At 32.5% G+C, this 22,027-nt stretch carries 20 protein-coding genes, 1 tRNA gene and 1 pseudogene; 19 read left to right on the top strand and 3 right to left on the bottom strand.

The window, feature by feature from the left end:
• Positions 1-95 precede the first annotated feature (95 nt).
• Positions 96-557, top strand: a complete 462-nt coding sequence (locus RCH19_RS02920; RefSeq protein ID WP_121925966.1) for an Lrp/AsnC family transcriptional regulator — start codon at positions 96-98, stop codon at positions 555-557.
• Positions 558-1,066: 509 nt separating this feature from the next.
• Here RCH19_RS02920 and RCH19_RS02915 read toward each other — a convergent pair.
• Positions 1,067-2,107, bottom strand: coding sequence for a substrate-binding domain-containing protein (locus tag RCH19_RS02915; RefSeq protein WP_343021958.1), 1,041 nt, complete (start codon positions 2,105-2,107; stop codon positions 1,067-1,069).
• A gap of 564 nt (positions 2,108-2,671) precedes the next feature.
• Here RCH19_RS02915 and RCH19_RS02910 point away from each other — a divergent pair.
• From RCH19_RS02910 to RCH19_RS02885, 6 genes are all read left to right on the top strand, one after another.
• Positions 2,672-3,748, top strand: a complete 1,077-nt coding sequence (locus tag RCH19_RS02910) for a galactokinase family protein (protein WP_343021957.1) — start codon at positions 2,672-2,674, stop codon at positions 3,746-3,748.
• A 26-nt stretch (positions 3,749-3,774) separates the two neighbouring features.
• A complete protein-coding gene (locus RCH19_RS02905; RefSeq protein ID WP_343021956.1) occupies positions 3,775-4,650 on the top strand; it encodes a sugar phosphate nucleotidyltransferase in 876 nt (291 codons plus the stop codon).
• Positions 4,651-4,725: 75 nt separating this feature from the next.
• Positions 4,726-6,108, top strand: coding sequence for a sugar MFS transporter (locus RCH19_RS02900; RefSeq protein WP_343021955.1), 1,383 nt, complete (start codon positions 4,726-4,728; stop codon positions 6,106-6,108).
• Between the two features lie 36 nt (positions 6,109-6,144).
• Positions 6,145-8,073 carry a glucosamine-6-phosphate deaminase gene (nagB, locus tag RCH19_RS02895; protein WP_343021954.1) on the top strand — a complete coding sequence of 643 codons (1,929 nt, stop codon included), beginning with the start codon at positions 6,145-6,147 and terminating at the stop codon, positions 8,071-8,073.
• 311 nt (positions 8,074-8,384) lie between these two features.
• Complete coding sequence (locus tag RCH19_RS02890) at positions 8,385-12,989, top strand: LamG-like jellyroll fold domain-containing protein (protein WP_343021953.1); 4,605 nt, start codon at positions 8,385-8,387, stop codon at positions 12,987-12,989.
• Between the two features lie 244 nt (positions 12,990-13,233).
• Positions 13,234-13,455 (top strand): hypothetical protein, encoded by a 222-nt coding sequence (locus RCH19_RS02885; RefSeq protein WP_343021952.1) that lies wholly within the window; start codon positions 13,234-13,236, stop codon positions 13,453-13,455.
• Positions 13,456-13,543: 88 nt separating this feature from the next.
• Here the strand turns inward: RCH19_RS02885 and RCH19_RS02880 are convergent, their stop codons facing one another.
• The gene (locus RCH19_RS02880; RefSeq protein ID WP_343021951.1) at positions 13,544-13,996 is read right to left on the bottom strand and encodes a DUF4442 domain-containing protein; all 453 of its coding nucleotides are present in this window, start codon (positions 13,994-13,996) and stop codon (positions 13,544-13,546) included.
• Positions 13,997-14,190: 194 nt separating this feature from the next.
• On the opposite strand from RCH19_RS02880, the gene RCH19_RS02875 reads away from it, so the two are divergent.
• From RCH19_RS02875 to RCH19_RS02850, 6 genes and pseudogenes are all read left to right on the top strand, one after another.
• Entirely contained in the window at positions 14,191-14,325 is a 135-nt protein-coding gene (locus RCH19_RS02875) for a DUF4870 domain-containing protein (protein WP_343021950.1), read from the top strand.
• 38 nt (positions 14,326-14,363) lie between these two features.
• A pseudogene (locus tag RCH19_RS02870) lies at positions 14,364-14,645 on the top strand (DUF4870 domain-containing protein); the annotation flags it as partial.
• A gap of 223 nt (positions 14,646-14,868) precedes the next feature.
• Positions 14,869-15,201, top strand: a complete 333-nt coding sequence (locus RCH19_RS02865) for a PadR family transcriptional regulator (RefSeq protein ID WP_091205948.1) — start codon at positions 14,869-14,871, stop codon at positions 15,199-15,201.
• 2 nt (positions 15,202-15,203) lie between these two features.
• Entirely contained in the window at positions 15,204-16,934 is a 1,731-nt protein-coding gene (locus RCH19_RS02860) for a PspC domain-containing protein (RefSeq protein ID WP_343021949.1), read from the top strand.
• Positions 16,935-16,936: 2 nt separating this feature from the next.
• Positions 16,937-17,677 (top strand): head GIN domain-containing protein, encoded by a 741-nt coding sequence (locus tag RCH19_RS02855; protein ID WP_343021948.1) that lies wholly within the window; start codon positions 16,937-16,939, stop codon positions 17,675-17,677.
• A gap of 81 nt (positions 17,678-17,758) precedes the next feature.
• Complete coding sequence (locus RCH19_RS02850; protein WP_121925955.1) at positions 17,759-18,592, top strand: DUF2807 domain-containing protein; 834 nt, start codon at positions 17,759-17,761, stop codon at positions 18,590-18,592.
• A gap of 164 nt (positions 18,593-18,756) precedes the next feature.
• Here the strand turns inward: RCH19_RS02850 and trxB are convergent, their stop codons facing one another.
• On the bottom strand, positions 18,757-19,704 hold the full coding sequence (trxB, locus tag RCH19_RS02845) for a thioredoxin-disulfide reductase (RefSeq protein ID WP_121925954.1): 948 nt from the start codon (positions 19,702-19,704) through the stop codon (positions 18,757-18,759).
• 159 nt (positions 19,705-19,863) lie between these two features.
• Between trxB and RCH19_RS02840 the strand changes: the two genes are divergently transcribed.
• From RCH19_RS02840 to RCH19_RS02815, 6 genes are all read left to right on the top strand, one after another.
• Positions 19,864-19,938, top strand: a tRNA-Pro gene (locus tag RCH19_RS02840).
• Positions 19,939-19,955: 17 nt separating this feature from the next.
• On the top strand, positions 19,956-20,234 hold the full coding sequence (locus RCH19_RS02835; protein ID WP_343021947.1) for a GIY-YIG nuclease family protein: 279 nt from the start codon (positions 19,956-19,958) through the stop codon (positions 20,232-20,234).
• Between the two features lie 21 nt (positions 20,235-20,255).
• Positions 20,256-20,603, top strand: a complete 348-nt coding sequence (locus RCH19_RS02830) for a GIY-YIG nuclease family protein (RefSeq protein ID WP_343021946.1) — start codon at positions 20,256-20,258, stop codon at positions 20,601-20,603.
• Between the two features lie 90 nt (positions 20,604-20,693).
• Positions 20,694-20,966: a GIY-YIG nuclease family protein gene (locus RCH19_RS02825; protein ID WP_343021945.1), complete on the top strand. Its 273-nt coding sequence runs from the start codon at positions 20,694-20,696 to the stop codon at positions 20,964-20,966.
• A gap of 21 nt (positions 20,967-20,987) precedes the next feature.
• The gene (locus RCH19_RS02820) at positions 20,988-21,335 is read left to right on the top strand and encodes a GIY-YIG nuclease family protein (RefSeq protein ID WP_343021944.1); all 348 of its coding nucleotides are present in this window, start codon (positions 20,988-20,990) and stop codon (positions 21,333-21,335) included.
• Between the two features lie 90 nt (positions 21,336-21,425).
• Positions 21,426-21,704: a GIY-YIG nuclease family protein gene (locus tag RCH19_RS02815; protein ID WP_343021943.1), complete on the top strand. Its 279-nt coding sequence runs from the start codon at positions 21,426-21,428 to the stop codon at positions 21,702-21,704.
• Positions 21,705-22,027 lie beyond the last annotated feature (323 nt).

Below are 22,027 nucleotides of genomic sequence, written 5' to 3'. Positions count from 1 at the left end.
TAAAATAAGTTTTTTATCCTTTAGATTGAAATAATTTAGATATTTTTGCTTTTATACATAATGAAACACTTAACATAAAGCAATTTTAACTGGAGATGGAAAGACTAGACGAAATAGATATCAAAATATTAAGGATTTTACAGGAAGATTCAAAAAAAACTACTAAAGATATTGCTGAATCACTGCATTTAACCACATCGCCTGTATATGAAAGAATTAAATATTTAGAACGAAAAGGATACATAAAAAAATATGTAGCTTTAATCGATAAAAAGTTAGTTAACAAACCTATCACCGCAATTTGTATGGTTTCCCTACGGTATCACAATGAAGGATTTATTGATAAATTTGACAGTCAAATTAAAGCAATTAAGGAAGTTCAAGAATGCTATCATATGGCAGGGAAAGTTGATTTTTTTTTAAAAATAAATTTAGAAAGCCTTGATGCTTATCATGAATTTATAAGATCTAAGCTTTCTAAAATTGATAACATTGGGGTATTAGAAAGTTACTTTGTACTAAAAGAGATCATGCACACTACGGAATATGATATCTAATTTTAGGATAGGGTTATTTTAAAATTGTATTAAAAATAGCTGTCATGGAATCCAATTTCATAAAACCGACATTAAATTTCTTTTCCTTGGCGACACTAGTAGGTGAAATTACCATGAAATAAAAAAGTACCTTTAAATAATAATGAGAAGATTTTTGAATGCGATTTTTTTTAAAAATAAAAATCAAAGTAAGTGTTGTGAACTAACAACGATTAAATCTAACTTTATTGAAGATCTAATGTCTTTCGGTCCTTTTCGATGCTGGGGTTTTAATCATCTGCGCTTAAACAGAGATCTATCCTTATATAAGTTAAACAGAGAGGACGAATTTAGAATAAGTACTTTTTATTTTAGATAATTTTAATTTGGGCTTACTACAATTACAAAATGAATAATTTTATGAATTATTCAAAACTGCAACTTAACAAAATATAAAATATTTGGAAGCATGTAAGTCTCAAAAAGCGAAATCTGACTGTCTATATATTGAAAAAAGAAGTAACTAAATATTACGTTAAATAAAAAAATGCATTTTCCGAATTTACTATATCTAGCGGTAGCAAAGTGACTGCTGGAATTTCTTTACCAAAAATAAAGTGATCGACTAATTCTGCTAAGCCAAGATAAGCCTGTCGCTTCGGATTTTGATGAATTAAGAAATCGATCACACCGCGATTTAAATAAGATATATTTTCTTGAATTAAGTCATAACCAATTATTGCTATATCACTGCGGTTTAAATCATCTATAATTTCTGCTATTTGATATGCCTTGGAAGTAGTTATAAAAACACCTTCAATAGTTGGGTTTTCATCAATAAACTTTCTAAAAGTAGATTCTATATTTGGATTTTTTAGTTTCAAAGTAACTATGTTAGAATCTTCTAAACCACTTTCGAAACAGTATTTTCTAAATCCCCGTTCTTTTTCCTGCATGTGAACGGCGTTCTTATATCTCTCGTTAATATGTATAATCGCAACTTTCCCGATTCTTGATATCGAATGTAATAATTTGGCCGCTACTCTACCACTTCTATATAAGTCTTGACCAACAAAATTTAAGTTTTGATCGGTCTGCAGCTGATTATTAAATGTACTTACAATTATCTCTTTTTCCTGGTATAAACCTATAGCTAGTAGCGCTTCTTTATAAAATAAGGGAGCTAATAAAACAGCATCTGGCCCAAGCGCTAAAACTGTATTATTAACTTCAACAAAAGATTCAGTGCTTTCAGGATCAAAATAATGACATTTTATAGACAAATTAAAGGCTTTAAATTCTTTAATTGCCTCATCGATTCCTTTGACACAAGGAAGCCAGTATGAATCGAAACTAGGATTAGGAAGAACTACAGCAATAGAATAGATCTTATTGTTTTTTAAATTTCGAGCAATTAAATTGGGCTGATAATCTATTTCACTTAAAACAGCATTTACACTATCAAAAGCTTTTTGAGATACCTTACCTCTTTTATGCAACACTCGATCTACTGTGCCTTTAGAAACCCCAGCCAATGCAGCAATATCTTTAATTGTAAGTTTTTTATCCATAATCGACAAATATATAAAAACTTTGTATGAAACCGTTTTGATTTTTAATTTCTATTTGCTCACCTCAATCTAAAATTTCAAGAAAATTAAATGTTGTCACAAAAATTACTATCTTCCTACTTTTATTTTTAAAGATAAGAGTAGATTGCGTTTTTAAAAAAAATTATGCTTTCCATATTAAGATCGCAAAGTTTAAATACTGAAGTATCTTTTTAAAATCTGAATTTTGATTCAAGAAACAATATTTATTTTCGAAAAAAAGAAAGGCGTTTTTGTTCAAAATTTTCAATAAGTAAGCAAAAATTTTAACTGAAAGGTTCTTGTGAGATGAAAACAAAATCAAATATATCATTAATCAATCAATAATAATCCATTAAGGGCAATTCTTAATAAAAAATGTGTTCGAACACATTTTTTATTAATTCATTTGTTTTTATTAAATAAAATATATAGTTTCGTAGTTCAAAGCTATTAAAATAGTAATTTTTTCGACAAACGACTTATATTAATAGTAGATAAACCTAGTTTTTACAACCGTTTAATAATATTTTTAACATATTTAAAGTGAAAGAAATAATCTCATTAGCACCCGGCAGAACATGTCTTTTTGGAGATCATCAAGATTATCTTGGATTACCAGTTATTGCTTGTGCAATCAGCAGAAGTATAAAACTGACAGCAAAACAGAACGATACGGGAGTATTTAAAATAAATATGGTCGATATCAATCAAGTGCGAATAATCGATATCAACGAAATATTCACTGATTTAGCACCACGCGATTATTTCGCCTCTTCACTACGCGTCCTGAGACGAAATGGTTGTGTGCCAGATGTTGGTTATGACATTACAGTAACTGGAAATATCCCTATAAATTCAGGAACCTCAAGTTCATCTGCATTATTGCTTGCTTGGATTAATTTCTTGGTACATGCATTTGGCGCTAACCAGGAAATCACTCCCGAGTTTATTTCTAAAATGGGGTATCTTTCTGAAGTGGTTGAACATGGTGAACCTGGAGGTATGATGGATCATTATAGTATTGGTGTTGGAAACATTGTTCATATTGACACTAGAGATCCTTTTTCTTTTACAGTAATCGGTACAGAATTAGGAGGTTTAATAACAGGCGTTTCTGGAGTTCCAAAGGAGACAATTGGATTAATTGGCGATTTAAAAGGAAATGCACTGATGGCAATTGGCACAATTAAAGAGCATTTTCCCGAATTTGATTTAAATACTACAGAAATTGAAGATTTAGACAAGTATCTTAACTATTTGCCGGATCGCTTAATTCCTTTCTTTGAAGCAGCTATTAAAAATCACCATTATACAAAAATGGCTTTAATTGAATTTCAAAAACCAGCTCTTGATTTAAAGAAAATAGGAGCATTAATGAATCAGCATCACGAGGTGTTGAGAGATTTACTAAAAATAACTGTTCCAAGAATTGACGACATGATTAATGCGGCATTGAAAGCAGGTGCTTATGGTGCAAAAATTGTTGGCTCAGGCGGCGGTGGAAGCATTGTTGTAATGGCAGAACCGGGTAATGAAGCTCCTATCGTTGAAGCTTTACTTGCAGCTGGTGCAGTCGAAGCGTACGCAGTAACTGTTGATCCAGGATCGAGAATCGAATAAATATATTAAAATTTAAAAAAATAATTATGCATACTAATTTAGTGATTTTAGCTGGTGGAGCTTCATCAAGAATGAAAAAACAAGTTGGATTAGAAAACTTATCTGCTGAAGAAATTGCACAAGCTAATGAGAGAAGTAAAGGTTTAATAGGTGTTGGACCAAATGGCCGCCCATTATTAGACTATCTTTTATTGAATGCAAAAAGAGCAGGATATAAAAACATTTACATCATCATTGGAGAGCAGGGCGATTTATTTAAGGAGTTTTATGGTAATGAAACTAAAAATAATGATTTTCATGGCCTTATTATTTCGTTTGCAACGCAATACATTCCTGAAGGTCGAGTAAAACCATTTGGAACAGCTGATGCGCTATATCAAGCTGTTGAACAATACCCAGAATTAAATTCGCAATCATACTCTGTTTGCAACAGTGATAACTTATATTCAACCGCTGCTTTATTAGCATTGAGAGAAACTGATAGTCCAAATGCATTTATAAGTTACGATAGAGATGCTATGGAATTTCCACTAGAGCGCATTTCTCGTTTTGCTATTGCAAAACTTAATAAGGAAGGATTTTTATTAGACATTCTTGAAAAACCTTCGGCTGATGTTCTGGAAGAATATAAAGACAGTGAAGGAAAATTGAGAGTAAGTATGAATGCTTTTAAATTTAATGGCGAACTACTTTACCCTTATCTTAAAAATTGTCCCGTTCATCCTGAGAGAGATGAGAAAGAACTTCCAACAGTTCTTTTAAACTCTTTAAAAGATCATCCCGACAGCGCATTAGGAATTCCTTTTTCTGAACATGTACCAGATTTAACGGCAAAGGAGGATATTGCTGAAGTAAAAGAATATTTAAAGAATCATTATCCTGAATTAAACTGGGAAAACTAAAATAAGCTCGTCTACAAAAAGAGCTGATTCCAAAAAATAAATATATAATTTTAATTATTGCTAAAAATATAAAATATGACCCAAATTAAAAGTACTGCAGGTAAAGAACAAGGCAGTGTATTGATTCCGATGGTTATTTTAACCTTATTGTTTTTCATTTTAGGTTTTGTAACTTGGTTAAACGGACCGCTAATTCCGTTTTTTGAATTAGCGTGTGAGTTAACGGAGTCTCAAGCTTACTTTGTTGCTTTTGCTTTTTACATCGCGTACTTTGTTATGGCAATCCCATCATCTTGGGTAATCGAAAAAGTAGGTTATAAAAATGGAGTCTCATTAGGCTTAATTGTAATTGCGATAGGTGCTTTTATGTTTTATCCTGCTGCTGAAACAAGAACATTTTTATTTTTCTTAGTTGCACTATTTGTTATGGGAACTGGATTAGCAATTTTACAGACAGCTGCAAATCCTTACGTTGTCGTAATTGGGCCACGAGAAAGTGCAGCTGCGAGAATTAGTATTTTAGGACTTGCCAATAAATTAGCAGGTTTTATCGCGCCACTTGCATTGACAGCACTGGTCTTGTCAAATATGAAGGACTACACAGCAGATAAAATTGCTGCACTTGATGCCGAGACAAAAGCTCAAGCTCTTGACGCATTAGCTTTACAGTTACAAACTCCTTATATCTACATGGGAATTGTAATATTAATATTAGCTGGAATAATTCGTTTATCACCTTTGCCAGAAATCGATTTAGATCAAGATGGTAATGTTTCAAAGCAAAATATTTGGAAACAAATGGCTAATGCCTTTAAGTTTCCACAATTAGTTTTAGGAGTAATCACTTTAATACTTTACGTTGCAGCTGAAGTTATTGCAGGAGATACAATAGGAAAGTTTGGTAAGCAATTAGGAGTTTATGGAGAAAATGGAGATTTATATTTAAAACTTACTTCCTTTACCATGACTGCGATGGTGATTGGATATCTTTTGGGAATTTCATTAATACCAAAATATGTTTCACAAGTTACTGCACTTAAAGCTTCAGGAATTTTAGGAATTATTTTAGTTTTATTAATTGTCTATATTGATGCTTCCATAATGATTCAGTTACCGTTTTTACCAGCAATGCCATTAGTAATTATACTTGTTGCGCTAATGGGACTTGCTAACGCATTGTGTTGGCCGGCTATTTGGCCGTTGGCACTTCAAGATCTTGGTGGCTACACAAAAATAGCAGGTGCTATTTTAGTCATGGGTATTATTGGAGGAGCTGTTTTCCCATTATTTTACGGCTATCTCGCTGAGATGATAAATGTTTCTAACGAAGCTGCAGGAATCACCGCAACTGCAAAAAGCGGAAACCAACTTGCTTACTTAATGCTTTTACCTGCCTATTTTATGATTCTTTTCTTTGCGATTAAAGGACATAAATATAGAAGTTGGTCAAGAAAATAATAAAAATAATACCATAATTTCTAAATAAAACAGATAATGTTAAAAAGTAATATCGACAAGGCTACTGATTTTGAAAAAAGATTTGAAAATATCGATACCATCGTTTTCGAAAATTCATCTGATGCGTCTAAAGCTGTGGCAAAACAAATTGCAGCAGTCATTAAGTCAAAACAAGATAAAAATCAACCTTGCGTTCTAGGATTGGCAACTGGTTCTTCGCCAAAAGGTTTGTACGCTGAATTAGTTCGCATGCACAAAGAAGACGGACTGAGCTTTAAAAATGTAATCACCTTTAATCTTGATGAATACTATCCAATGGAACCAGATTCTATTAATAGTTACGTTCGATTCATGAAGGAATTATTACTAAATCACGTAGATATTTTACCTGAAAATTATAATATTCCTGATGGAACTTTATCAAAAGAGCAAATCGCAGATTATTGTGCTAGTTATGAAGAGAAAATTGAAGCTTTAGGTGGAATCGATTTACAAATATTAGGTATTGGAGGAAACGGACACATCGGTTTCAACGAATCAGGTTCACTTCAAAACTCTAAAACAAGATTAGTTGCTTTAGATCATATTACAAGAGTAGCTGCAAGTAAAGATTTTTCTGGATTGAATAATACGCCTCGTACCGCTATCACATTAGGTGTTAAAAAAATAATGGATGCTAAACAAGTCATTTTAATGGCTTGGGGAGAAGGGAAAGCAAATATTGTTGAATCTTCTGTTGAAGGAGCAGTTACAAATCAAGTTCCTGCTTCATTCTTGCAAGAGCACAACAATGCCGTTTTTGTTTTAGATAAAGAAGCAGGGTCGAAATTGACAAGAATTAATAGACCGTGGTTAGTTGACAAAATTGAATGGACTGAAAAATTGACTCGTAAGGCCGTTTTAGGATTAGCTCTTGATCTTAAAAAACCAATTTTAATGCTGACAGACGCTGATTACATCGAAAATGGAATGAGCGATTTACTTGCAGATTCTGGTCCAGCTTACGACATTAACATTAAAATTTTTAATAATTTACAGAACACCATTACAGGTTGGCCAGGCGGAAAACCAAATGCTGATGACTCTAATCGTCCAGAAAGAGCGGAACCAGCTCGTAAAAGAGTCCTTATCTTTAGTCCGCATCCAGATGATGATATTATAAGTATGGGTGGAACATTTATGCGTTTGCAGCAGCAAGGTCATGAAGTTCACGTTGCTTACCAAACTTCTGGAAACATTGCTGTAGCTGATGATGAAGCGCTGCGTTTTGCACGTTTTGTATGTGATTACAATGATAAATTTGGAATAAAAAGCCCAGAAGCGAATACTATTTATCAAAAAGCAATAGAATTTCTAAAAAACAAAAGGAATAGCGAAATAGACATTCCTGAAGTGCGATACCTAAAAGGATTGATTCGAAAAGGAGAAGCGCGTTCTACAAGTAACTTCGTAGGACTAACTGATGACCAAATTCATTTTATGGAACTTCCGTTTTATGAGACTGGAAAAATTGAGAAAAAACCTTTAGGTCCAGAAGATATTCAATTAACAATGGACTTAATTGAAAAAATAAAACCACACCAAATATATGCTGCTGGAGATTTAGCAGATCCGCACGGAACACACAAAGTTTGTTTAGATGCTATTTTCAGCGCTGTAAAAAATCTGAAATCAAAAGACTTTATGAAAGATTGCTGGGTTTGGTTGTACAGAGGTGCTTGGCAAGAATGGGGAATTGATGAGGTTGAAATGGCAGTGCCAATGAGCCCTGATCAAGTATTAGATAAAAGGCATGGAATTTTTAAACATCAGTCTCAAAAAGATGGTGTGGTATTCCAAGGATCTGATGCTAGAGAGTTTTGGCAAAGAGCCGAAGATCGAAATAAAGAAACTGCTGAATTATATATCCAACTCGGACTTTCAAATTATGCCGCAATGGAAGCATTTGTGAGATGGCATTACTAAAAATTTAAATTGTCATTTATAACAAGCCCTAAAGTAGAAAGTAATTTCGATTTTAGGGCTTGTTGATTTTACAAGAAGTTTAAATTAAAATATCTATAAAGTAATTAAATATATTTTTTAAAATAAATTCGTAGTTTTTTACTTGTAATTTATACTTAAAATTGTACTTCGTCGTTTATATATGCTTTTAATCTATTAAATTAAATATTATATATAAATTTGTCATTGGATATAAATTCTATAGCTACCTGATTATATCTTAACAAATAATGTCAAAATTTTAGTGGAAAACGATGAATAAAATTACTTTAATGAATGAAAATATAAATAGGTTACTGTTACTATTTACAATTTTAATTTTTCCACTAATTAATATCACTGCTCAAAGTTTAACAGCACCACAAGTTAACTTTACACAAAGGACTTCTAGTGCAACTCCTACAAAAAAAATTTATAATATTAAAGGAGATTTTACCATTTTGGGGAATACCAATTTGACACTTTCATCTTACGACGATAAAAAAAACAATGAAGGTAATTCAATGATATACGTAGATATTGATGGTGATCCAAATACTTTAAACTCCTCGATGGCAACACTCGAACTTTCTAATTCTGGCGAAAATGGTACCGACCAAAGCTGTTCAAAAGTGCTTTTCGCAGGACTCTATTGGACTGGAAAATCAGAAGACTTGAAAGAATCTTTCCTTGTAACTAAAGATGGAATAACTAAAACTTATAATAAAAACATTGTCTCGTTAAAAGGTCCAGGAACTGAAATCTATACTGAAATAACTGCAAAAACAAATACTGCCGCATCGGCAATTCGTTTTCCAGGGGCTTCGTCTAGTGGTATTTTTGTAGGATATCAAGAGGTTACCGATTATGTGAAATTACACGGTTCTGGTAAATACACTGTAGCTGACATTGCATTAATAAATGGAAATAACAGTAATCCCGGTTATTCAGGAGGTTGGGTAATGATTGTGATTTATGAAAACCCTACAATGAAGCCGCGAGCAGTAACACTTTTTGATGGTTATGCGTATGTCAATGGTCAAAAAAATAGCGGAGGTGAATACGGAAACATCTCTATTTCAGGTTTCACAACTGTAGGATTAGGCCCTGTTAATATGAAGTTGGGGGTAATGGCCGCAGAAGGTGATGTAGGCACTGCGGCAGGAAGAACTGATTACTTTGCAGTACAAAAACTTAATTCAGATCCAAATATTTATCCAGCAAATTATCAACTGCTCAATCATGCAAATAATACAACTGATAACTTTTTCAACTCTTCTATTTTCCCAGTTCCAATTATCAATCTAGTTAATCCTCTTCTAAATAAAAGTAATCCCATTCTTAAAAACAACACCGGTGTCGATTTTAGCATATTCACAATTCCGAATCCAAACAATGTAGTGATCGGGAACAATCAAACTTCCACAAATTTTAGATTTGGATCAAATTATGATGTATATACAATATTCGGCTTTGCTATGTCTGTAGATGCATACATACCTGAACCTCAAGGATTCATAAATATAAATTCAATAGGAGGAGTTATACCGCCATCGCCTCTTGTTGCTTCACCTGGAGATATTATTGAATACCAAATTGACATAAAAAATAAAGGTTCTGAAGCCACAAAGGAGTCAATTCTGAACATTCCAATTCCTTTTTCCACTTTATACACATTAGAAAGTATTACAACTTCTAATATACACAGTTCAATTTTACCTGTTGCGCCCCCTGTTTTTGATATTAATTCTAATTCCATCATATGGAATATTGGAAACATACCACTTCAGGTCAATCCAAATACATTATTAGCTAGTTTAATTTTTAAAGTAAAGCTAACAAATGATTGTGCTACATTATTTAATGCCGGTTGTAATTCTAGCATATCATTAAACGGAACAATAAAAGGTGTTGGATTTGTATCTAATACTGCTTTTACCACTTCCATATCTCAGGGTATTAACCCTACTTCAACTTGTGGAGGATTAATTGACAAAGCTATTGTAGTTAAATTTAATGGTTCAAATAGTCCGTGCTTTACCTCATTAGCGGGCACTGACGTATCTGCTTCTCTGTGCGGCACATCCTCCGTAATTCTTGGTGGAACAGCGGGTACAACTGGTACTTGGTCAATAATTAATGGTCCAGCAGGTGGAGGAGAAGTGTTTACTAATTATAACAGTCCTACGACTGAATTCTCAACTCCTAATCCAGGAATTTATACACTGCGGTGGACAATACCTTACGGTAGTGGCTCTTGTACTCCAATTTTTGATGAAGTAGAAGTTAGCACTGAATTTTGTGATAAATTAGATTTTGACGGAATTGATGACAATGTTAATTTTGGTAACAATTACAATTTAAATAGTGGATTATTTAGCATAGAAATGTGGATAAAGCCAGCGATAATTAATGGAGAAATTCAAACTATTTTTTCTAAAAGAAGTTCAGTTAGTATGGATGATGGATATGATTTGAGAATTGTAAATAATATTCTTTCATTTAATTGGAATAAGGGAAATTCCATTGCTTCAAAATTCCAAATTAGTACAGGTCGATGGTACCACGTTGCAGTTATCTTTGATGGTTATGCATATAATTTATTTATTGACGGCGTAAGCGTCCAAAATACAATGACCGGTAATAATCCAATAGGAAATAATAACACAAAGTCTATCTTGGGTGGGATGAGTCAAAGCAATTCGTACCCTTACCTTCCTTCCAAATTTTACAAAGGATGGATTCAAGAACTCAGAATCTGGAATGTTGCACTAAAAGAATCACAGCTGCGACAAATGATGAATCAAAAAATTAAAAATAATCAATCCACTGTTTTGGGAACAATCGTGCCACAAATTATCAGTGGCATAAACTGGACGAATTTAGAAGGATATTATCCGATGGTACAATCTAGCGATATATTAAACGGTCTTATCATTGATAAGTCTAATTATTCACGTAATGGTAAATTAATTGGTATTAGTACTGTCCAGCCTGAAACTGCACCGTTACCTTACACTTCAGCAGAAGATGGTATTTGGGAAAGCAATAACACATGGTCGCATGGATATATTTGGAGTACACCAAATACTGTAGGAGTAGACGATAAGACTTTAATTGATTGGAATATTGTTAAAACCAATAATAATATATCTACTACTGGTAATAAAATAGTTTTGGGAATGCTTGTGGAAAGTAAAACACTAACTGCCCTTGATAATAATAAAATTCAAGTTTCTCATTATTTAAAATTAGACGGAAAAATAGATTTAACAGGAATGTCACAATTAATACAAACAAGTTGTAGCGAGTTAGATCAAAATAGTAGCGGTTTAATAGAAAGAGATCAACAAGGACAATCAAACAAATTTAATTACAATTATTGGAGTTCACCGGTGAGTAAAGTTAATACTGTTGAGAACAATCGACCTTTTACAATAGATGAAGTTCTACGTGATGGCACTGACCCTACTAATCCTAAACTAATTAATTGGATAAGTGGCTATGATGGTTCACCAACAAATCCCATAAGTCTAGCAAGGTATTGGTTATATAAATTTGACAATTTAGCGGGTATTTATGCCAATTGGACTGGAATAGGAGAAAATGGAGTTTTACAGGTTGGAAAAGGATTTACACTTAAAGGAAGTGGTTCTGCAGCAAACAATCAAAACTACACTTTTAGTGGAAAACCTAATAACGGTACTATTTTAAACAACATTGGTTCAAACCAATTACTGTTAACAGGTAATCCTTACCCGTCAGCATTAGATGCTGATAAATTTATAAATGACAACATAAACTCAATAAATAGCCCTAATATAAATCCTGCAATAAATGGTGCCCTATATTTTTGGGAACATTACACAACAAACAATACACATATCCTACGTGATTATCAAGGAGGTTATGCAATACGGAATCTATCCGGCGGATTAGCTGCAAGTTCTTTTGGAGTTGATTTTATCAGTGGTAATGGAAAAACTTTAAAACCTGCTCCAAAACAATTTATTTCCGTTGGACAAGGATTTTTTGTAATTGGTAAAAGCGGTTCTATGGGAAAAGTAACCTTTGACAATAGTCAAAGAGCTTTTGTTAAAGAGAGTGATGAATTAAATTCTCACGGTGTATACAAAGTAAAACCAAAAAATAAAGTTCGACAAATAGACTCATTTAACAACAATTCCAATGATTTTATCCAAAAAGATTCATATAAAAAAATTCGTTTAGGGTTTAATGTTTATAGTAAAACCTTCCATAGACAAGTCCTTTTAGCCTTTATGGATCAAAACGCTACTAGCGAAATAAACGATGGCTATGATGCTTATAGTATAGATGACACTAAAAGTGACATGTACTTACTAAATGGTGAAAATGAATTAGCAATTCAAGGAGAAGGTTATTTTGATGAAAACGTTTTATTTCCAATAGGCGTACGATTAGAAACCGCAGGAAAAGTATCATTTGGAATTGACGATTTAGAAAACTTTGATGCCAATCAGTCTTTTTACATACATGATGCAAAAACTGATTCTTATCATTCAATAAAAGAAGGTGTATACGAAGTAGAGCTTGAGGAGGGAATAATAAATAATCGTTTTTCTTTACGATTTAAAGATAAAACGTTAGGGGTTAATAGTTTAATTTATGAAAAGCAGATTGCTATACACTACTCACAATTAAATAAAGTACTGTATATTTATAATAACACTAAAGATAATATTGTTAAAACGGCAGCACTTTACGATATACAAGGAAAAGAAATGAAAAACTGGAATGTAGAAGAAAAAGGACAAACTAATTTTAAACTCCAAGTTAATACTATGTCGTCAGGAGTTTACATAGTTAAACTGAAAACTACCAAAGGAAACGTTAGCAAGAAAATAATGATAAGATAATTTCAATTTATTTTAAAAAACTTCTCTTAATCGAGAAGTTTTTTTTTCTAAAAATAGTTCTAATTGTAGATGGGTTGAATCAAACTCATTAAGATAATTACAATTATTTAAAAAGTAAGCTAAGCATAGATTCAACATTAACCTTTATAATTTTGCTTTAAGTAAATAATATTTAAATTTTTAAAATCGATTTACAATTTTGTATATATTTGATTATTAATTAACAGTAGAAAAAATATAAACCATGAAGAAAATAGTAACATTTTTAGCAATTGCATTCTTAACTATCAATACGAGTGCGCAAGAGGTAAAGACTAGTAGTAAAGATAAAGCTAAAAAAGAGTCTTGTTGTGCTAAAAAAGACTCCAAATCAAAGGGAATGACTGCGGCTGAAGTAGCAAAATGTCAAGCAAAATGCAAAGCTGAAGGAAAAAAATATGATTCCGGTTCAGGTAAGAAATGCTAATTTTAGTACTTACTTTTTGTATTAAATTCAAAAAATGCCTCTGAGATTTCAGAGGCATTTTGTATTTTAAGCTTTCAACACTAATTATTTATTTTGCTCTTACGCTCCATTCAAAATCCATTTCAGATACTTGAATTCCTTTTTCATCAATTCCTATGGACTTCATCCAGAATGTTTGACCTTCTCCTGTTGCTAGAGTTTTTTGAATCGCTTTTTCTATTAAATGCCCGTCGTTACAAACGAAAGTTATTCTTCCAGTGGCTTTTTTTGTAAAATTACCTTTGTTATTCGCAACCAACATAGAAATTTTTTTACCGCTTTTTTGGATTTGGAACATTACTAATGCACCAGTCGAGAGCTCTGCTGCCATAGCCTGCACCGCAAAATACATAGAATTGAAAGGATTTTGATTAATCCATCTATGCTTGACAGAAACTACACATTTGTTTTCGCTAATCTCCTTTACTCGTACTCCACAGATATATGCAGAAGGTAATTTAAACAACAAAAAATTATTAAGTTTTGATACGGTAAGTTTCATTATCAGTGGTTTTTTTGCTAAAATACGAAAAAATAGTATGCATACATATAAAATATATTTGTTAATTTTATGTTAATTTTAGGTACTATGCGAAACAAGATACTGTCTTTTAGATATATATTTGCATAAGAAATTACTAGGTAGGCTAATTAGTATTCTAAAAAAGTTTCAATCATCATCAAAATCAAAAAATCATGGAATCAACAACTGACAAAAACATCGCAGCCTTTACACACTTAAGTTCATTAACACAATATTTTATTCCATTTGGGAATTATATCTTTCCAATACTACTTTGGAGTTCTAAAAAGACAAATCAGAATTTGTAAATCATAATGGAAAGCAAGTTTTAAATTTTCAATTAAGTCTATTCTTATATTCCATTTTGTTAATTATGATCGCCATTCCTTGTTTTCTAATTTCAATTTTCAATAATATTCCGTTCACAACAATTATTAATGAAAATAGTTTTAATATGTCAAATTTCAATTTGCATGATAATATTGGATTATTAACTCTTGGCCTAACAAGTCTTCTAATATTTGGAATGTTGAAAGTGGCAGAGTTTTTTCTAATTATTTATGCAGGAATCAAAACATCAAATGGAGAATACTTTAAATACCCAATAACAATTCCGTTTATAAAATAAATAGAAAAACGAAATTAGAATTCGAGACATGAAATAACACGAATACCCTAGCCCCGATTGCAATGAAAATCCTTTTTTCTGAGCCGCAGCAAAAAAAAGATTGCAATGTAAAGCGGGAATTAGCTCCAAAAAAATAAAAATCATCATCACGCCAGATAATCAGACAGGTAAATCAATCAAAAAGAGAACAGTTTAATCAACACAAAAACAAAACAAACGAATTATGAACATTGAAAACACAAAAGCCCAGATGCGTAAAGGTGTTCTCGAGTTTTGCATCTTATCAGTATTGAAAGAAAAAGATGCATACACATCTGAGATATTAGACACTTTAAAAAACGCAAAATTACTAGTGGTGGAAGGCACAATTTATCCGCTTCTCACAAGACTCAAAAACGACGGTTTGCTAAACTACCGTTGGGAAGAATCTACATCTGGACCACCTAGAAAATACTACGGTCTAACTGAAATAGGACAAACATTTTTAAACGAACTAAATGGCACTTGGACTGAATTGTCTGATGCTGTAAACCTTATAACCAACCAAAAACAATAGTCATGAACAAAACTGTAAATATAAACTTAGGTGGAATGTTCTTTCACATCGATGAAGATGCATTCCAAAAACTGACTCGTTACTTTGATGCCATAAAACGCTCTATATCTAACTCTTCAGGTCATGACGAAATAATAAAAGACATTGAAATGCGTGTTTCGGAATTACTTTTCGAAAAGCAAAAAAGCGATAAACACGTAATAGGATTAAAAGATGTAGATGAAGTTATAGCGGTTATGGGACAGCCTGAAGATTACATCATCGAAGATGAAGATACTGCGGGACCTACTTACAATAGCACTACTTCAAGAAGCACTAAAAAATTATATCGTGACAAGGAAAAAGGTATGATAGGTGGCGTTGCTTCAGGATTGGGATACTATTTTGGTATTGATGCTGTTTGGATAAGAATAGTTCTAATATTATTAGTTTTTGCAGGTTTTGGAACTGGAATTTTAGCATATATCATTCTTTGGATTGTAACTCCTGAAGCTATTACCACTACAGAGAAACTTGAGATGACTGGAGAACCTGTTACGATTTCGAATATTGAAAAAAAAGTAAGAGAAGAGTTTGAAAATGTTTCTGACAAACTAAAAAATGTTGATTACGACAAATACGGAAATCAAATTAGAAGTGGCGCTGATAAATTGGGAAACTCTTTTGGAGATTTTATCACTACCGTTTTTAAAATCTTCGCAAAATTTCTAGGAATAATTTTAATTCTTGCTGGTTTAGCAATGATCATTGTTTTCTTAGTAGGAGCATTAACATTAGGTTCAACAAATTTTAGCAACTTTCCTTTTCATCAATTTATAGAATCTGGAAATTTTACGGATTATCCTATCTGGGTTTTTGGATTGTTACTTTTCACAGCAGTAGCTATTCCTAATTTCTTCTTGATGCTTTTAGGTTTTAAATTAGTGTCTCCAAGTCTAAAGTCGGTGGGAAATGTTGCGAAATACACTCTTTTAGCTCTATGGATTATTTCGATAGCACTATTGATTTCTATTGGTGTAAAACAAGCCAGTGCCTTTGCAGTTGATGGAAGAGTTGTTAAAAAAGAAAATATTAATTTACAAGCTACAGATACACTTTTTATCAAGTTTAAGCACAGTGATTACTTTGCAAAAAACATTAGAGATCGTAATAATTTTATGATTACTCAAGATTCAACAGGAACGGATGTTATTTATTCGAATCAAGTAAGCTTGAGAATTGAAAGAACAGATGAAAAAGTAGCTTACATTCAAATTGAGAAGGAAGCAAAAGGTAAATCATTATCTGAAGCAAAAAATAGAGCGGGACAAATCAAATATAGCTACAGTATTGAAGGAAGTCATTTGACTTTAGACAATTTCTTATTAACTGATTTAAAAAACAAGTATAGAGATCAGGAAATTGAAATCACTTTATATTTACCAAAAGGCACTTTGTTGAAACCAGATGCTTCGATGACTAGCTACGATCGTACAGATGGAGATTATTTTTTATGGAATTCAGACTCCACAACTGAAATTTACAGAGTTGAAGATAATAAAATAAAATGCATCAACTGCAGTGACAAACAAACTGATGAGTACGAAACAACAACGGATAACGACAGCACTCAAACTTCAATTACAATCAATGAAAATGGTGTTACAGTAAAAGGTGATACTGTAAAAAATAGTACAAAGAAGTTTAAGGGATTGACGATAAACAAAGATGGTATAATCATTAAAACAAATTAGTCATGCTAAAAATAATCACGTTAATCACAAAATTTATTTTAGTTACTCTAGCTGCAGTACTTTTTGCGTCTTGTAACCAATCACTAAGTTTAAACGCAATAAAAGGAAGCGGAAATGTCACAATCGAAAAAAGAACCATTGATGGTGATTTTAAAAGTATTGAAGTCAACAATTCTCTAGAAGTAATTATTGAACAAGGAGATAAAATCGAAATAATAGTAGAAGCTGATGATAATTTTCAAAAGCATATTAAGACGGAGATTGAAAATGGAACGCTCGTTATTTCAAGTGATAAGAACTCTTTCATGGACATGACTTCAAAAAAGATAACTGTTAAAATGCCTATAGTTGACGAATTAGAAGCTACAACTAACTCAACAATTACAAGCAAAAATGTTCTTAAGGGAGAAAGTATCCGATTGAGTTCTTCAAGTGCTGGATCTATTAACATCTCCATTGAATCAGAAAATATCAGCTGTGATACAAGCAGTGGAAGTAGTATTACTATTAATGGAAAAGCTTTAAAGCTGAAAACTAATGCCTCTAGTGGAAGTGAAATTATAGCAAAAGCGCTCCTAGCAAACGAAGTCGATGCTGATGTATCAAGTGGAGCAAGTATTACTGTTTACCCAATTGTAAATTTAGTTGCAGAAGCATCTAGTGGTGGAAGCATTACTTATGAAGTCCAACCTAAAACGATTCAAAAACATGTCAGTTCTGGCGGAAGCGTAAGTAGAAAATAACATTATTTAGTATTATAGAAAAATCATCCACCAAAAGTGGATGATTTTTCTATATTTGTAATTCCGCTAATTGTTATTATCATGAAAAAATACAGCACCATACTCCTACTCGTTTTTTTTACAACGCTAACTTTCGCACAAAAGAAGGAAAAAATAAAAGGGTCAAAAACAGTAACCACAGAGCGTAGAGAAATAAATAAATTTACTGCTCTTATTGTGGAGGACAATCTTGAAATTCACTTAGAAAGAGGCGAACGAGCAGAATTAAAAATTGAAGCCGACGAAAATTTACAGGATATTATTTCGATTGATCAATATGATAATACATTACGAATTTTCACTACTAAACATGCTAGCAATTACAAAAAAATGATTGTAAGAGTCACTTATACTGATAATTTAAACCTAATTACTTCAAAAAATGAGTCTTCAATTAATGCAATTCAAGAACTATTATTGAACTCAGTAACTATAAAGGCGCAAGATGCCTCGAAATTATTTGTTAATGCTAATACCAAAGATTTTTTACTTCAAGCAGGCGACAAAACGAAAACAGAGCTCAATCTAAAATCAGATAATACTACAGTTGAATTAAATAAAAACGCAACTTTAAAAGCGTTAATCAGTACTTCTATTTTAAAAATAGATCAATATCAAAAAACAACTGCTTCAATAGAAGGAAATGCAACAAGCACATTAGTGAGACTTGATAATAACTCAGCGTTGACCGCTAACAAATTTGTCACAAAAAACGCTGAAATAAAAACCGAAAGTTATACCAACTGTAGCTTATTTGTCGAAAAAGAGGTAATAATCGACGCTACTAATAAATCAGAAATCCAACTTTTAGGTAATCCTAAAATAGAGATGCGCAAATTTGCTGATGAAGCTAAATTGATCAAGAAGCTGAAATAAAGCCTCTTTTACAAAGAGGTTAAAATTAGGATCGAAGTTATATTTACTTTAATTTGAATATCTTAAACTCATTGCAAATATCTACGTAAATGAAGATTAGCTATAAATAAAAAGTCCCAATTTTAAAAAATTGGGACTTTTTATTTACTTATATGATATGAAGATTACTCCTTTGCAGCTAAATATCTTTCAGCATCTAGAGCAGCCATACAACCAGTACCTGCAGCGGTAATCGCCTGACGATAAACGTGATCTGCAGCATCTCCTGCTACAAATACACCTTCTACATTAGTTTTCGAGCTTCCAGGAGTATTAATAATATAACCTGTTTCATCCAGTGAAATATATTCTTTAAAAATATCTGTATTTGGTTTGTGCCCAATAGCTACGAAGAAACCAGTTGCTGGAATCTCAAAAGTTTCGTTAGTAGTTTTATTTAAAGCTTTTACACCTGTTACTACTTGCTCGTCTCCTAAAACTTCAATCGTATCGTGATTCATTAAGATCGTAATATTTTCCGTTTTACGAACACGCGCTTCCATAATTTTAGAAGCTCTAAATTTTTCACTACGCACTAGCATCGTTACTTTTTTACAAAGCTTAGATAAATAATGTGCTTCTTCACATGCTGAATCTCCTGCACCTACAATTACTACTTCTTGATTTCTATAGAAAAAGCCATCGCAAACTGCACAAGCAGAAACACCACCACCCATTTTCAAGTAATGTTGTTCAGAAGGTAAACCTAAATATTTAGCTGAAGCTCCAGTCGAAATAATTACTGATTCACAGTGTAATTCTTTCTCTCCATTAATCCATACTTTAAAAATATCTCCTGAAAAATCAACTTTGGTAGCCCAACCATCACGCACATCAGTGCCAAAACGCTCTGCTTGTGCTTGAAGTCCAACCATCATTTCAGGTCCAGTTATTCCTTCAGGATTACCTGGCCAGTTCTCCACTTCATTGGTTGTGGTTAGTTGGCCTCCAGGTTGCATTCCTTGATATAAAACCGGAAACATGTTAGCTCTAGCAGCATAAATTGCAGCAGTATAACCTGCGGGACCAGAACCTATAATAAGACATTTTAATTTTTCGATTGTATCAGACATAGTACGATTGTATTATAATTTTTAGTGCTGCAAATGTATGTTTTTTATTAAAAATTAAGCTCAAAAAACAATCACATTTAGCTATTTTCAAATAATCACAATCAATTTAGTATTATTCCTTGTGAAACAAAAAAAAAGTTTTACATTTGCACCCGATTACGGGGTGTAGCGTAGCTCGGTTATCGCGCCTGCTTTGGGAGCAGGAGGCCGCAGGTTCGAATCCTGCCACCCCGACAAAAAGCCGAACAGCAATGTTCGGCTTTTTTTGTAATGATAATTTAATGCATATGTATGTGGTTTATATCCTTTTTAGTAGAACTTCTTTAAAATTCTACACTGGGCAAACTGATAATCTAGAAAACAGATTATATAGACACAACGCTGGTTTGAGTCTATCAACTAAATATGGAAAACCTTGGGAACTAATTTATAAAATTGATTTGGTTGATCGTTCTCAAGCCGTGCAATTAGAAACTAAAATTAAAAAAAGAGGAGCTAAAAGATATTTAGAAGATATTAAATTCTTATAAAATTCAACGGAACAATCACCTATGGCGTCCCGCAATGGCGGGAAGACTGCAGGTTCGAATCCTGCCACCCCGACAAAAAGCCGAACAGCAATGTTCGGCTTTTTTTGTAATGATAATTTAATGCATATGTATGTGGTTTATATCCTTTTTAGTAGAACTTCTTTAAAATTCTACACTGGGCAAACTGATAATCTAGAAAACAGATTATATAGACACAACGCTGGTTTGAGTCTATCAAATAAATATGGAAAACCTTGGGAACTAATTTATAAAATTGATTTGGTTGATCGTTCTCAAGCCGTGCAATTAGAAACTAAAATTAAAAAAAGAGGAGCTAAAAGATATTTAGAAGATATTAAATTCTTATAAAATTCAACGAAACACTCACCCATTGCGTCCCGCAATAGCGGGAAGACTGCAGGTTCGAATCCTGCCACCCCGACAAAAAGCCGAACAGCAATGTTCGGCTTTTTTTGTAATTATAATTTAATGTATATGTATGTGGTATATATCCTTTTTAGTAAAACTTCTTTAAAATTCTATACTGGGCAAACTGATAACCTAGAAAACAGATTACATAGACATAACGCTGGTTTGAGTCTATCAACTAAATATGGAAAACCTTGGGAATTAATTTATAAAATTGAATTGGTTGATCGTTCTCAAGCCGTGCAATTAGAAATTAAAAAAAGAGGAGCTAAAAGATATTTAGAAGATATTAAATTCTTATAAAATTCAACGGAACAATCACCTATGGCGTCCCGCAATGGCGGGAAGACCGCAGGTTCGAATCCTGCCACTCCGACAAAAAGCCGAACAGCAATGTTCGGTTTTTTTTGTAATGATAATTTAATGCATATGTATGTGGTTTATATCCTTTTTAGTAGAACTTTTTTAAAATTCTACACTGGGCAAACTGATAATCTAGAAAACAGATTATATAGACACAACGCTGGTTTGAGTCTATCAACTAAATATGGAAAACCTTGGGAACTAATTTATAAAATTGATTTGTTTGATCGTTCTCAAGCCGTGCAATTAGAAACTAAAATTAAAAAAAGAGGAGCTAAAAGATATTTAGAAGATATTAAATTCTTATAAAATTCAACGAAACACTCACCCATTGCGTCCCGCAATAGCGGGAAGACTGCAGGTTCGAATCCTGCCACCCCGACAAAAAGCCGAACAGCAATGTTCGGCTTTTTTTGTATCGATAATTTAATGATTATGTATGTGGTTTACATCCTTTTTAGTAAAACTTCTTTAAAATTCTACACTGGGCAAACAGATAATCTAGAAAACAGATTATATAGACATAACGCTGGTTTGAGTCTATCAACGAAATATGGAAAACCTTGGGAATTAATTTATAAAATTGAATTGGTTGATCGTTCTAAAGCAGTGCAATTAGAAATTAAAATTAAAAAAAGAGGAGCTAAAAGATATTTAGAAGATATTAAATTCTTATAAAGTTCAACCAAAAACCCAGCTACAGCGTCCCGCAATGGCGGGAAGGCCGCAGGTTCGAATCCTGCCACCCCGACAAAAAGCCGAACAGCAATGTTCGGCTTTTTTTGTATCCTTATTTTTTAGGCCTAAATCTTGAACTTGATACGCAGCGAAGATACTTTGTGATTTCTGTGCAATCTTTGCATACTTTTAATCTACAGAAATTGCATACATTTAATCTATAGTATAAACCCGTTGGGTGTAATTATTTAAAGTAAAATAAATGACTTAGATATTGGTCAAGATACTGAAATTCAGTATCTTGAAGTCGCTAAACAACCAAT

This window comes from Flavobacterium sp. PL12, assembly GCF_039123485.1.
Classification (GTDB): Bacteria; Bacteroidota; Bacteroidia; order Flavobacteriales; family Flavobacteriaceae; genus Flavobacterium; species Flavobacterium weaverense.
Note: the sequence above shows the minus strand (reverse complement) of the source record. Positions and strands in the feature narration are given on the sequence as shown.